The organism is Nocardia sp. NPDC056100 (genome assembly GCF_042266325.1).
Lineage (GTDB): Bacteria > Actinomycetota > Actinomycetes > Mycobacteriales > Mycobacteriaceae > Nocardia.
The window spans coordinates 467,880-481,377 of sequence record NZ_JBHJVY010000007.1 but is presented as its reverse complement, the minus strand read 5'-3'; the positions used below and the strand labels follow the sequence as shown (position 1 = coordinate 481,377).

General features: G+C 61.0%; 11 protein-coding genes and 1 rRNA gene. 7 read left to right on the top strand and 5 right to left on the bottom strand.

The window, feature by feature from the left end; genetic code table 11:
* The 3 genes from rrf to ACFC0O_RS43845 form a co-directional block, all read left to right on the top strand.
* Nucleotides 1-86 (top strand): 5S ribosomal RNA (rrf, locus tag ACFC0O_RS43855); the annotation flags it as partial.
* 82 nt (nt 87-168) lie between these two features.
* Complete coding sequence (locus ACFC0O_RS43850; protein WP_375968225.1) at nt 169-729, top strand: hypothetical protein; 561 nt, start codon at nt 169-171, stop codon at nt 727-729.
* A 38-nt stretch (nt 730-767) separates the two neighbouring features.
* Nucleotides 768-1,271, top strand: coding sequence for an LmeA family phospholipid-binding protein (locus ACFC0O_RS43845; RefSeq protein ID WP_375968224.1), 504 nt, complete (start codon nt 768-770; stop codon nt 1,269-1,271).
* Between the two features lie 11 nt (nt 1,272-1,282).
* On the opposite strand, the gene ACFC0O_RS43840 is transcribed toward ACFC0O_RS43845, so the two are convergent.
* The 3 genes from ACFC0O_RS43840 to ACFC0O_RS43830 are packed head-to-tail and all read right to left on the bottom strand — an operon-like array spanning nt 1,283 to nt 4,571.
* Nucleotides 1,283-1,840 carry a DUF3558 family protein gene (locus tag ACFC0O_RS43840; RefSeq protein WP_375968223.1) on the bottom strand — a complete coding sequence of 186 codons (558 nt, stop codon included), beginning with the start codon at nt 1,838-1,840 and terminating at the stop codon, nt 1,283-1,285.
* Nucleotides 1,841-1,854: 14 nt separating this feature from the next.
* Nucleotides 1,855-4,257 (bottom strand): hypothetical protein, encoded by a 2,403-nt coding sequence (locus ACFC0O_RS43835; RefSeq protein ID WP_375968222.1) that lies wholly within the window; start codon nt 4,255-4,257, stop codon nt 1,855-1,857.
* The gene (locus tag ACFC0O_RS43830; RefSeq protein WP_375968221.1) at nt 4,257-4,571 is read right to left on the bottom strand and encodes a hypothetical protein; all 315 of its coding nucleotides are present in this window, start codon (nt 4,569-4,571) and stop codon (nt 4,257-4,259) included. Before ACFC0O_RS43830 ends, ACFC0O_RS43835 begins: the two co-directional genes overlap by 1 nt.
* A 335-nt stretch (nt 4,572-4,906) precedes the next feature.
* On the opposite strand from ACFC0O_RS43830, the gene ACFC0O_RS43825 reads away from it, so the two are divergent.
* The 4 genes from ACFC0O_RS43825 to ACFC0O_RS43810 all read left to right on the top strand — a co-directional run bounded on the left by ACFC0O_RS43825 (nt 4,907) and on the right by ACFC0O_RS43810 (nt 11,964).
* Nucleotides 4,907-6,910, top strand: a complete 2,004-nt coding sequence (locus ACFC0O_RS43825) for a hypothetical protein (RefSeq protein ID WP_375968220.1) — start codon at nt 4,907-4,909, stop codon at nt 6,908-6,910.
* Complete coding sequence (locus ACFC0O_RS43820; RefSeq protein ID WP_375968219.1) at nt 6,882-7,634, top strand: hypothetical protein; 753 nt, start codon at nt 6,882-6,884, stop codon at nt 7,632-7,634. The genes ACFC0O_RS43825 and ACFC0O_RS43820 overlap by 29 nt, the downstream gene beginning before the upstream one ends.
* Before the next feature lie 490 nt (nt 7,635-8,124).
* The gene (locus ACFC0O_RS43815) at nt 8,125-9,945 is read left to right on the top strand and encodes a DNA/RNA helicase domain-containing protein (protein WP_375968218.1); all 1,821 of its coding nucleotides are present in this window, start codon (nt 8,125-8,127) and stop codon (nt 9,943-9,945) included.
* A 129-nt stretch (nt 9,946-10,074) separates the two neighbouring features.
* Nucleotides 10,075-11,964 (top strand): DNA/RNA helicase domain-containing protein, encoded by a 1,890-nt coding sequence (locus ACFC0O_RS43810; protein WP_375968217.1) that lies wholly within the window; start codon nt 10,075-10,077, stop codon nt 11,962-11,964.
* Nucleotides 11,965-11,991: 27 nt separating this feature from the next.
* On the opposite strand, the gene ACFC0O_RS43805 is transcribed toward ACFC0O_RS43810, so the two are convergent.
* Both ACFC0O_RS43805 and ACFC0O_RS43800 read right to left on the bottom strand, forming a co-directional pair.
* Entirely contained in the window at nt 11,992-12,345 is a 354-nt protein-coding gene (locus ACFC0O_RS43805) for a nucleotide pyrophosphohydrolase (RefSeq protein WP_375968216.1), read from the bottom strand.
* A gap of 187 nt (nt 12,346-12,532) precedes the next feature.
* Nucleotides 12,533-13,465 (bottom strand): HNH endonuclease, encoded by a 933-nt coding sequence (locus ACFC0O_RS43800; protein ID WP_375968215.1) that lies wholly within the window; start codon nt 13,463-13,465, stop codon nt 12,533-12,535.
* Nucleotides 13,466-13,498: the final 33 nt, after the last annotated feature.

Below are 13,498 nucleotides of genomic sequence, written 5' to 3'. Positions count from 1 at the left end.
GTCCCATTCCGAACCCGGAAGCTAAGGCCACCTGCGCCGATGGTACTGCACTCGACAGGGTGTGGGAGAGTAGGACACCGCCGGAACATCCTTCGAGAAGACCCCCAGCATTCGCTGGGGGTCTTTTTCGTTTCACCACCAATTCCCTTGCGGCTCCGAATATCAGCCGTGTCTCTCTACCTCTCATATGAAGAAGATCCGCACAGCGGCCGATGGACGGTAACCGGCGAAGACGGCCACCGAACCATCACCATCACCCACGAATCCAAAGAAGTGGCAGCCGACGAAGTCCAAAAGTCCTTCGGCCGCAAAGCTTCCCCGCGGCCGCCGGAACCACCGCCGGGCTACCACCGCTTCACCCTCATAGACAGCCTCATCAATTCGGAGGGTGCGACTCCCGACGACCCCGCCTACACCGCGATCAGGTCATCCCCACCCGAAGGCTGCGTCCCCGAACCCCTGACCCACTGCTTCAGCCTCGAATGCACCCGCCCCGGAACAGATCTCCTCGACGCCATCTCCACTACCTGCGCGCAGATCCACAAGGATCACGGCCTGCTCCTGACCGACATCGGCGTCGAAAAGGTAGACGAATGGGTCACCGACGGCAAAGACGGCTGGGGCGCAAGGATTCTGGCCCAACTACTCCTGATGTCCGTAGAACGCGCCCGCCTCCTCGGCTACACCCCCGACGACCTCACCCGCTTCATCCACCAAGTAACCAAATGACCCCCGGTGCGCACCAACAACCTTGGCATGATGTTGAGGTGCGCACCCTCCTCATCACCCTGATCATCATCGCGGGCTTGGCAGTAGCCGCCGACTTCGGCGCCGCGGCCTACGCCGAAAAAGCCGCAGCCGAATCCATGCGCAACACAGCCAACCTCGGCTCCAACCCCTCGGTAGACATCAAAGGCTTCCCCGTCCTACTCCAAACCGCCCGAGGCAAATACGACGAACTCGTAATCAAGGCAAACCACGTAGGCACCGAAAAATTCGGCTTCGTAGACGTAGAAGCCACCCTCCACGGCGTAGAACTCCCCTTGAGCGACCTGAAAAGCCGCGAACTCCACCGAGTCCCGGTAGACCGCCTCGAAGCCACAGCCCGCTTCAACGCCCTCCGCCCCATGGTCCTCCTCGACGTAGCCGGCCTCCTCCCCTTCGGCGTAGTCCCCACCTCAATCCACATGGACGGCACCACCGTCATAGTCACCGGCACCGGCAAAAACGTCCTGGTAGACATCGACCAACTGAAGGGCAAGAAGTCCTAGGCGATAGGTCCCTACCGCTGCGTGATGCTGACGTAGGGCACGAACGCCCGAGCCAATTCGACGGCACGCTTACAAGCGTCGCCGGCCGGGTCATCCGTGAAGGTTCCATCCATCTTGAACGTCCCCCCGGGAAGGTCTACGAGAACCATGCACACGGTGTCGCGGATCTGATACACGTCCGCACGCTTGCCGTCCAGTGGCTTCCCTTGAACAGATAGATCGGTCTTCACCAACCCCGAATACCCGCCGCGAACCTTGTCGAAATCTCGATTGGTGACCGTCAGCGTGAAGCTGCTTTTCGAGTTGAGTACCTGAACATCACACCCGTTCGACGACGAATCCGGAATCGTGGGGTCATTGTCCGGATACCAAATGCTGGGTTGAGGAGCCAGCCCCTGCTGTGCAAAGAGCTCGCCAGGCACCGAGTCACACGGATTGGCGAGGTTCATGCGGGTATACGGTGCTGTGGTCGAGGTCGGCGTGGATTTTGTTGTTTCCGTTGTGCTGCAAGCGCTTACGGCACCGCAAATCGCCAAGATAACCAGCACGGAGCGAGTCGTGTGATTCATTCTTGCCTTTCGGTCTACTTGGGTGCTCCGACGCCGCCGGTGAGCCAGTACTTTATCTGGTCGGTGTTGGTCAACAAGCTGCTTCCCACCGTGTCGTTGTAGGCGCCACCGTAGTTTCCGATATAGGCCCGCTCGTTTTCCCGGGTTATCGATTGGCCGTTGCGTTGGTTCGCATCTTCGAGGTAGCTCTTGAAGCCCTGATCCGCGATTGATCGGGAGTCGTACAGGTCCGGGTACTGAACACCTTTGAGATCGGGCTCGGGATTCCATGCTTCGATCACCTGGTCGAGGCCTGAATCACGTAGGTCGCCAACGATTCCGTGGACAATCGCCCCACCGGGAACCCGATCGATAGCGATATCGGTGCTCTGCCCGATGAGGTCCTTGACGAATTCGCCCGCCTGTTGTTTGGCTTCGTACTGGTCTTGAACGTGATGGTTGTGTTCGTCGGCTTTCAGTGAGTCCAGATAGATTTTCGCGTTCTGGGCTCCGACGTTCATATGTGCATCAACGTTGGCCAGGTACTTCGCTGTCTCGAGTGGATCAGGATCTCGCCCTTGAACGATTCCCTGGGTCACCTCGGCTTGGTTGAGTTGGCGCGCTGTTTCGAGATACAGGGAGCCGTCGTCGGAAAGGTTGGCCAGGAACAGCATTCGCCTGCCGTCATTGGAGCCGAAGGAAAGCTGTTCACCGTTGACACCGGTCGTGACGGGAGTGACACCTCCGTGTCCGTCGGTTACCGCGCCCGGCAGGTTGAACAGGTCGACGTTGGGGGCCAACGCTTTTGCCAGACCTGTTGCCAACTCCGGATTGTTGGCGAACGACTTGGAAATCTCGTTGAAGGTGGTGACACCGTCCTTCACGTTGTCGGTGATCGGTCGGCCGTCGTCCATCAGCAGTGTCCCGTTGTGATCATGCGGGGCAAAGTAATTCGGAAGGGTCGCGAGTACCTGCCGAGCCTGGTCACCGCTCGTGCCTTGGTCGTGGCTGTGCTCACCCGCCCAATCAAACAGTCCTGCTGCGGCTTTGCCTTGATCCGGCCAGTCGTGGCGGAAGACGGCGTCGGCGAATTCCTTCGGCTTGTAGGCGTCCGGTTTGAAGGTGTCGCCGAGTGCGCCGTGTGACAGGTCGGTGGTGACTCCATCGCCGGTCAGCAGGGCGTAGGCGGATTCGTGGTTGCGGTCCGCGGCGGTCAGGTACTGCTGCGCGGCACTATCCATCAGCGCCCGATCACTGTCCAGGAACGCGGAAGGCAGATTGCCGTTCATGTTCCTGTCGACCTGATTGAGATAGTTCGCGATGCTCGCGCCCTGGCGGCCGAGTTCGATTCCGAACTCCTTGCCCGGCGTGTAACCGGGGTTGGCCTGTCCGAGCAACTCGGCGAACCGGGCCTGTTGGGCGAATCGGTCGCGCACCTGCGCGGGGGAGCCGTAGGCGGCGACCCTGTCCTCGACGCGGCCGGACACCAGTTCGCGGATGTCAGCGGGCAGGTTGGCGTACCCGCCCTGGTTGAGGATCTTCCCGTCGGGTCCGCGACTGACGACCTTGTCATTGCCGACGAGCATGATGCCATTGGCGAGGTTGTCCCGCTGCGCTGCGGCGACGGTATTGCCGCCCTTCTCCTGGCCGGACAGATAGTCGTCCAGTGCCAGCACGCCGTCCTTACCGGCCGCACGATAGAACTCGCGGTAGTAGTCCTGCACGGCCGCGGGGACGGTCGACACTTCCTCGCCGTTCGCGAGGGCCCGCCGCTCCTGGTCATTGAGGACATAGCCGGGCATATTGTCGACGATGCCGGCGAACGCGCCGGTGTCATGATTCTGCGCGGCGAGAACGATCGCCCGGCCGTCTTGCCTGCCTAGTCGCCCACCCTGTGTAGCGGCCTCGTCGACATTGACAGAGGAGCCGAACAAGTCACCCGCGGCCCGAATGAGTTCAGCGTTGGCAGTCAATTTCTGCTTGTGCGTTGCGATTTCGTTCATCAGCTCCGTGAGCGCGCCGCGGACAGCGGCTTGATGATCATCGATGGTCTGCCGCTCGACCCCTTCTTTATCCGGGATCTGCCACGCATCATCGACCCACAGCCCGATTGCGGCCGCGTCGGCGATCTTGTCCAGCACCACCTGCTTGAACGACGACAGACTGCTCCCGGCCTGCTCCAGCATTCCCGGCACATCGTCGACGTCGTAGAAGACCTTCCGCGCCTGCGTGTAGTCCTCATCGACCCGCTCGTAAGCGGCATCATGAGTCACACCCGACCACCCCTGCCCGACATCACCGAAGTGATTGCGCGCCTTATCAATCTGCGTTTTGAATGTCGTATTCCCCGCCCGCACGACCGCCGCCCAATCATTGAGCGCGAAGAAGTTCCACTTCTCCACCTCGCGCGGAGTCGGCGCCCCTTTCGAATTGGGCATCAGCGACCCCCGGACGAGTGGAAGTCGAACTTATCGAGCTCCTTCTTGAAGTTCTCATCGGTCATCGCATAGGCAGCCGCACACTCACGAGCCTTCGCCGCAACCTGCCGCTCCCGCTCAGCCACCCGCAGGTACGCCCCTTCGATGAACTCCCCGCTCTGATCGCACACCTGCACGATGTCGCACGCGACGAGCGCCGCATGCACTGCGGAAAGAGCACTCCGGATATCGACAGCGTCGATGGCATTCCCGGCATTCTCCAACGTCACAGCCAGAGTATTCAGTTGATCGATGTCCGATTTGAACAAAGTCATAGCCCCCACCATCCCGGCTGTGCGAATTTAGACGATCGCATACTACCGACCGGTTTGAATGCATGTGCTGGGCGGGTTTGGGTATGTGGCGTCGATTGAAATGTAGGAATCGGTGTTGTATTCCGAGCGCTGACCATCCCGAAGTCGTCGGAATTCCAATTGGATTGGCACCCCTTTGAATTGGGAAGCCGAACGGGCCTTGGCCTGGCATCTGCCCGGTCGAAGAACGACCAACACGCGAGGCCGGCCGTGTCGCCCGTGTCACATTGATGCGATCGGGGTTGATCCCCACGCCGACGTTGGAAATGATAGCGGTTCACGCGAGACGAGATTTCTTGTCCCGCAAGGGGGTTTGTGTTCACGGGGGTGAATCGATGCAACCGGCATACGACTCGGAAAATCCGGAAGCCACGTCGCCGCCGCAAGCTCGTCCGATGGCGGTCGCGATCTGCCTGCTGCTCGTGCTCGCGAGCCTCACCACGTACGGGTCCATCCGACTGGCGATCAAGACGCTGTCCGACTCCTCCAGCGGAAGTCTCGCCGCGGCAGCCGATCTGCTCGCCGAAGCGCCCGCATTGAGCATGCGAGTGGTCTACTCCGATACCGACGGCCGCCAGGTCGCCGGTGACGTCGTCGTCACCCGGGACCGTGACACCGCAGGTGTCATCACCGATCCGATCGGCGGCCGGGCGGATCTCGTGGCCACTGCGGATCGAACCGCCGTGCGTGGTGACAGTGATTTCTGGGCCCGCCGAGCCCCCAAGAAGACCGGAAAACTACGCGATCAGTGGGTGCAACCCGACCGAGGCGCCGAATTCCCCGTCGACATCCCCAGCACACTCAATCCGACCGCGCTCGCCGCCTTCGTACGTTCGCTCTCGAACGCAGCCACCGCTGACGGCACGGTCGAAGTGATCGGTGGCAAGCGAGTCCGAACGCTGGTGTCGGGCGAGTGGACGGCCGCGATCTCCGTCGCGGACAGTTCGCTGCTCTGGCTGACCGGACCGGTGCGACCGGGCTGGGGTGTTCGCCCCGCAGGTATGCAGACCGACCTCGGCTCCGGCCCGAAACCTGCAGCCCCACACATCGTTCCGATCGACAACGACGCCGACGTGCCGCACATCTCGATCACACCCGCCCCGGCGGAGGCGGGTCCCACCAAAGACAAAGTCGACAAGGTTCTACCGCCCACGGCCTCCACCAGTCCGCAAGCACCGAGCGTCATTCCCAATCAGAACGAACCCGCGCCGTCCATCGACTTCAGCGTAAAAGGGAATACTCCCGACTGCTGGACCCCGACCTGCAGCTGGACGGTGACGGTCACCAATACCGGCAATACCGCTGGTGATGCCACGGTAGTCGCGTCAGCGACACCGGGAATGGCGACTCAGGAGATCTCCCTGGGAGTCATAGCCCCGGGAGCCTCGGCCACCACCCCGCCGATGACGTTCGCCAATCCGACGCCGAAACCCGCACCCGGGCAAACGAATACGATCCGAATCCAGTACTCGGCCGCGATCTTCTCCACCGCACGAGACGGCTCCGACGACGGCGCCTACCGCGACGCCCGCCAGCGCATCCTGGACAAGAACGGCGACCCGAAGCGCCTCCTGGTCGGTGACTCGACCCAAATGCCCGACATCTGGCGCTCCTTCCTCCAGATGACAAACCACGCGCCCACCGACACTGCCGTGCTGGAATCCGCGATCGAAGCAGTCGACACCGCAGCCACCGAACGGCTGCTCCCAGAACTGAAGTCACTCATCGACTCCGGCCGGCTGCAGAACCCGCAAGACCTCGCCAAACAGATCTCCGAGGCCGCGAAGGCAAACAACGACGGCCGGTTGAACGAAATCCAGCGTGCCGTCCGCCTCCTCAATGAAAACCCCACCGCCCGAATCGTTCTCGACGGCTACGTCGAAGCGATAGACCCCGCGACCGGCCGCCAGGAGAAGTTCGGCGCGGACATCCTGGACACGGTGAACAAGGCCGCATACCAACTGAAGCTCGTCACCGGCCCCAGAGTCCCGGCCAACATCAACTCCGCGATCGACCAACTCAACGGCGCGAACGCACGAAACGACCAAACCGGCATCTGGCAAAACGCCCCACCCGGCTACCAGAAGATCGTCGAAATCCTCGTCGACCCAGCCTCCGCCCGATTCAGCAACTCGGACAAGGCATGGATCGAAAACGCCCTCCGCCATGCCCAGAACCTCCAGCTATGCGGCCCGGATGGCGTTGCACGCATAGACCTCCTGGTCATCAAGAACTCCCGTGATACTTTCCAATGGCGGAAGGAGGAGTTCAGTGCCGTCTTCGGAAGCCCGTGTAAATAACTGGAACAGCTGCGAAGACGAGGTATTCGTCTGGCATGCCGACGTCCCCGCGAACAACGATGTGCTGTTGCGATGGCAGCACGCCATCCTCGAAGCGGGGGAGCGCACCGGAATCCTACGCGTACAAGAACTTTCACTGTCGAACGGCCGCTTCCTCTTCAACCGCGACGGCAACATCCTCGATTTCCTCGCCATTCACCCCGACCTGGCCCCGAACGTGGAGCCGGAGGAATCCCGATCCAAAGGCATCTTCACCAAATACCTGGACGCATCCTTCGGCGCAATCCCCGCAACCCGCCTCGAATATTATGGCCACGACGGACACGTGGTGGAGTCCTGGGTATCGGATATGAAATCGATCGCCATCGCCGCCGCCCGCCCGGATTCGTTCCAACAACCGCCGGTCGTCCTGGGCGCGATGGATTCCCTGCCAGGCGAGGAAACACTCACCTTCGAACTGGCAGTCACAACCGACATCTTCTTCCCCTGGAACCCCCCGATTGGGAGGCCAGGAACCCAAGCTCTCGACAACACCCACCTAGCCCAGCTCAACGGCTCCAGGCTGAATACCTTTCTGACAGAACTGAAAACGACCACCCTCGCAGCAGCCGGATCGTGGAACCCGGTCCCGAGCTACAGCCGCAACCGAAATCAAGTCGACGACAACGGCCTCATCATCCTGGATGCTCCGCAGATCTCCTGGCAGCTTCGCTCGCGAAGGTAGGAGGTCGCAGACCTACCGAGCCGCTCGCAGCTTCGAGTCGACAGACCCCGCATCGAACCGCGCGCCGAAGTTGGGGACCGTCAGCCCGGTGCTGATCTTTGATGGTTCAACGTGGGACCGATTCAATGACGCCGTGAAGTCCGGCCGGTTCGACCGTCCTTAAAGGACGTCCGCGCTGACCGAAACCGGTGCAGGCACATGACGTTCGATCAATCCTGCGGCCCGGTCGCATTCCGCCGTAACCGTATTCAGCTCACTGCCGTTTCGCGGGACTTTCACACGGAGCGGCTGAACAGCCGCTGGCGCTTGATGTCTCGCCTCCACTAATCTGATCCCTGCGGCCCGCCGGGCGCCGAAGCATCGCCTCGACGTCGCCCTTACCCGCTCGTCGATTTCGCGTGCGTCGGTGGGGGTGTAAGTGGCTCTGGTGCGGGGGTGTGCCGAGGACCTATGGACTGCTGCGGCCGATTCCGGCAGGTTAGCTAGGTTCATGTCCGAACAGGCTTTGCTGCAGTGGGAGCAGCGAGTCGGGATGAGTGAGCTGGTTTCTTGGCAGCACAGTTTGTTGCAATTCCTGAAGGACCTCGTTGATGGTGGACTCGGTGTAGTCGAGGTGCTTCTCGAGCACCAGCTCCCGAACAGCCCAAAGCGTATGGATGCTGTGCTGTGCGGTGTGCATCCGGGGACCGGAGCCCCCAGTTACGTTGTGGTGGAACTGAAGCAGTGGTCCAGGGTTGAGAACGCGACCGAGAAGCTGGTTCAGATCAGCGGGTATTCGGACGCGATCCTGCATCCGGTCGAGCAGGTCCGGTGGTACTGCCAGTACCTCGTCGATATGACGCCCGAGCTCGCAGAACTTCCGGGTGCCGTGCACGGCATCGCGTATCTCCATAACGCTCGATCCGCGGATGTCCAGGAGCTGAACAAGTTCAATCCGACCGATTTCGGGCGGCTGTTCACCAAAGACAGTCGGTCCGAGATGACTGAATTTTTACGTACCCTGCTCGATGCGGCGGGTAGTCGTGAGCGTTCGTATGAGGCCGCGAACCGACTTCTCACCTTCAAGCACGCACCGACGAAACCGCTGCTCCAGCTAGCTGCCGCGGAGATTCGGGGGCGTCAGCAGTTCATGCTGCTGGACGAGCAACGAGTGGCCTACGAACTGGTGATGAACGCGGTGGAGCGGGCACGCGAGGATAAGGCCAAGACAGTCGTGATCGTGCTGGGCGGTCCTGGTTCTGGGAAGAGTGTGATCGCGCTCAGTGTGCTCGGTGAATTGGCTGGTCGCGAATTGACGGTCAACCACGCCACCGGTTCTCGTGCATTCACCAAAACCATGCGGAAGGTCGCGGGTGCCGGTGATGCTCGCACAGAGTCGATCTTCAAATTCTTCTTCGACTACAAGAAATCCAAGCTGGGTGAGCTCGATGTGCTGATCTGTGACGAGGCGCATCGGATCCGCAATGACAGTGACCTATGGCGACCTGCGCCATCGATGCCTTGGCAATCGCGCCGTCAGATCGAGCAATTGATCGATGTGGCTTGGGTTCCGGTGTTCCTGCTCGACGAGAGGCAGCTCGTGCGCCCCGGGGAGATGGGTTCGCTTGCCGAGATCGAATCAGCCGCCCGAGGTGCGGGGTGCAGAGTGCGCACCGTCCGACTGGACGGCCAGTTCCGTTGTGGTGGTTCGGATCTGTACGAGGTCTGGGTCCAACGACTGCTCCAGCTCGATTCGAACCCTCCCGTGAGTTGGAGTCAGTTGGCCGCTGATCTCGAGGACAATTTCGTTGTCCGCAGCGCGAACACGCCATCCGCCTTGGAATCGTGGCTTGCTCATCAGCATCAGAATGAGTCCGGCACGGCGCGGATGACGGCCGGGTTCTGTTGGCAGTGGAGCGACCCAGTCGGCAAGGGGGACCAGAAGCGCCTTGTCGACGACGTGCGGATAGGAGAATGGAGCCGACCTTGGAATGTCAAGCCGGGCAAGAATGTACCAGGTTTGCCGGACTCCGACTATTGGGCGACCGATGTGCGGGGGTTCGGGCAGGTCGGGTGCATCTATAGCGCTCAGGGGTTCGAATACGACTGGGCCGGAGTAATTTTCGGACCAGATCTCGTTCGACGAGGTGACCGATGGGAGGCGAGACGAGAGCCCTCTTGGGATTCTGTGGTCAAATCCGCTTCCGATTCGGATTTCGGCGACCTGATCCGAAACACCTACAAAGTGTTGCTCACGCGTGGAATGAAGGGCGTATGCGTCTACTCCACGGACCCTGAGACGCAGGCGTTCCTCGAGCAGATGGCGCGGTAGCACTCCGGCCGGTCCAGTTGTCGGCGTCCTTCGCTAATCTGATCTGCGCGGCCCGCCAGGCACCGAAGGACACTTCGTCGCTGCCTCCACCCGCATGTCGATTTCGCGCGCCCAGGTGGGGAAGGCAACGTGGCTCTGATTCGTGGAAGTGCCCGCTATCTGCTGACAGAAGCGCAGGCCGGACGGCTGCATCAGTTGTTGAGCGAGCAGGCTCGGCATCAGTGGGAACATCAGGCGGGTGCCGGCGAAGTACGGTCCTGGATGCGCAGTCTGCCACCGCTATTGGTCGAGCTGGTCGACTCCGGACTCGGTGACGTCGAGGTGTTGATCGAACACAAACTTCCGCACAGTCCCAAGCGCGTGGACGTAATCCTATGCGGTGCACACCCCCGAACCGGCGAGGTCAGTTATGTGCTGGTCGAGCTGAAGCAGTGGTCGAAGGCCGAACTCCTTGCCGCCGATGTTGTTTCGATCGCCGCCTATTCGAATCCGGTACTCCATCCGGTCGCGCAGGTACGTGGCTACTGTCAATATCTCGTGGACTCGACGCCTGCGCTGGCGGATCTTCCGCACGCTGTGCACGGCATCGCATACTTGCACAACGCGACTTCCACCGAGATTCCGTCGCTCATGAAGTATCGACCCGACCGTTTCGGTCGCATGTTCACCGAGGATTTCAAGTCCGAGATGATCGAGCACCTGCGCTCGCTGCTCGATGTCGATGCCGGACGTGATCCGGCCCGCGAGTCCGCGGACCGGTTTCTCCGATTCGCGCATGGACCGAGCAAGCCGCTGTTGAAGTTGGCTGCCAAGGAGATTCAGGATCGCGAGCAGTTCATCCTGCTGGATGAGCAGCGGGTCGCTTATCAACTGGTGGAGCAGGCGGTTGCCACCGCCCGAGCGCAGCGGACCCAGACGGTTGTCGTTGTCATCGGCGGACCAGGCTCCGGCAAGAGCGTGATCGCGCTCAGCTTGCTCGGTGAACTGTCTCGCCAGGGGCGAAAAGTCCATCACGCCACCGGTTCCAGCGCCTTCACGAATACGATGCGCAAGATCGCGGGCAGCCGGAAGCCACGTGTCCAGACGATGTTCAAGTACTTCAACAGCTACATCGCTTCGGAGCCGCGGGAACTCGACGTACTGATCTGCGATGAGGCCCATCGCGTTCGCGAGAACAGCGTGAATCGCTGGACCGGAAAGGAACAGCGCGCACTGGCCCGTCGTCAGATCAACGAGCTGATCGACGTCGCCTGGGTCCCGGTCTTCCTGCTCGATGAGAATCAAATCGTGCGCCCGGGCGAGATGGGCTCGCTCGACGAGATCACCGCCGCGGCACTCGCCGCGGAGTGCAAGGTCGAGGTAGTCCATTTGGACGGCCAATTCCGTTGTGGCGGTTCGGATCTCTTCGACGAATGGGTTCGCCGCCTTCTAGGCTTGGATCCGCTGCCTCCGATCAGCTGGAATCGTTTGATCACCGGCACCGATGACGACTTCCGTGTCACCACCGCCGCGAATCCGACAGCGATGGAAGCCTGGCTGTTGAACGAGCGCGAACAGCACGGTGGCACAGCGCGATTGGCCGCCGGATACTGCTGGCGCTGGAGCGATCCCGTAGAGACGGTCGATGGGAAGCATCTCGTCGATGATGTGGAGATCGGGGACTGGAAGCGACCCTGGAACGCGAAGCCGGGCAAGCGGGTCCCCGAAGCTCCCGAGTCCTACTACTGGGCATCCGATGATCGAGGCTTCGGTCAGGTTGGCTGCATCTACACCGCACAGGGTTTCGAGTACGACTGGTCTGGAGTCATTTTCGGGCCGGACTTCGTGCGCCGAGACGATCGCTGGGTAGCGCGTCGTGAACACTCCCACGACCCGGCCGTCAAGAAGGCGGAGGAGGCGCACTTCGGTGCCCTGATCCGCAACACCTACAAGGTGCTCTTGACCCGCGGCATGGAAGGCACCTGCGTGTACTCGACCGACCCCGAAACCCAAGCGTTCCTGGAGAAAATGGTCGGTTAAGCACAGGCGGGTCGGGTGGCGCTTCGGCTACTTGAGCTCGGAGTACTTCGCCGCCCGCCCCCGCGCGAGCTCGACCGGATACCGCTCTTCGTTCACCAGCAACTTCGTCTGGACAGCAGAGGCGAGGTCAATATCCAACACGGCCGCAAGCCGCAACAGGTACATCATCACGTCCGCGACCTCATGCTCGACCTTGACCCTGCCCAGCTCATCGTCGCAAATCGCCTGACTCTGTTCAGGTGTCAGCCATTGAAAGATCTCGGCCAGCTCACCGACCTCCCCGGTTAGCGCCATCACCAGGTTCTTAGGAGTATGGAAGCGTTCCCAATCTCGCCGCTGGGAGAACAACGTCACCATGTCCCGCAGATCGTCGATGGTCATGGGCCCTGTCTACCAGGTCAGGTTCAGGGCAATCCTGCGGGATCCGCGACTGCAGGGCGCCCATCCAAAACCTCCGTGGCATGCCGACTTTCGTAACGACCCACGCGGATTGTGGCGAGCCTTTGGAGACAACGGATTTGGTGTCCGCTTCACCGCATTCGCACCCAACCCGCCATTGGGTCGTGACTTAGGTGCAGCGATTCTGGCCGTAGAACTGCAGGGCGCGGACTACATCGTGTCTCCCCGCTCGTAGCGGTCCGAGCGGGCACAATCTGACAGCACCAAGCGCTTGAATGTAGTGCGCTCCCATGCCCTCTTCACTGGTGGTGGGGTAGACCTCGGCATACCGGCTCCAGGCTACGACACCGAGGTTGCCATCCACTCGGGCCACATCGATCCGATCGATGAGATCCCATGGCATCCAGGCAGAGTTCTTCGGAAAGAACGTCTGCACGCCGACGGTGCCAACCTCCAGTCGAATGGGCCGCATCGCCAGAGTCCAAAATCCGATGATCAACGGGGTATCAATAGCGATGAAGCCGACGAATGCGATTCGCCATGCCCAGCTGCCTGCGATCGCTCCAGTCGTTGCGAAAACCGCCATGACCAGCAGGATCCCAACCAGTGCCCAGTAGATTCCTTGACGGCCTTCAAATGCCACGTACTGTCCGGTGGGATTGCCTCGCTGTGACTGTTGCGGATCCCAGTCAATCGTTTCCGCGCTCGTTCGGACGATTTCGACTGCTACTTCACCCTTGCTGTTGGATCCGTGTCGGTTGTTGCCGGTGTCAGGGACCTCGAACTTCTCTGCCGCCCATCGCTCATGCGCTGCTTTCAGATTTCGCAGATAATCAGCGTTGAAGAACATGGGCTGGTCATCTATCTGCTTGTGATGGACCTTGCACAATAGGATCAAATTGTCGTATTTATCCAGCTCTGCGGTGGGAATAAGCCCTGCTCGCGGGCCGCCACCCGATTGAGCGACGATGTGTGCCTCGTCGCCGACCACGGACTCGCGATCGGTCGGCGTCGCATCCAAGACCAGTTGTTGCCTGCAGATCGCGCACAAGTTATGGGAGCGCCCCCACAGGATCTTCCGATCCCGAGCTTCGATCGTCATATCTGAAGTCTCGCAGCGAGATCGGAACGGTGT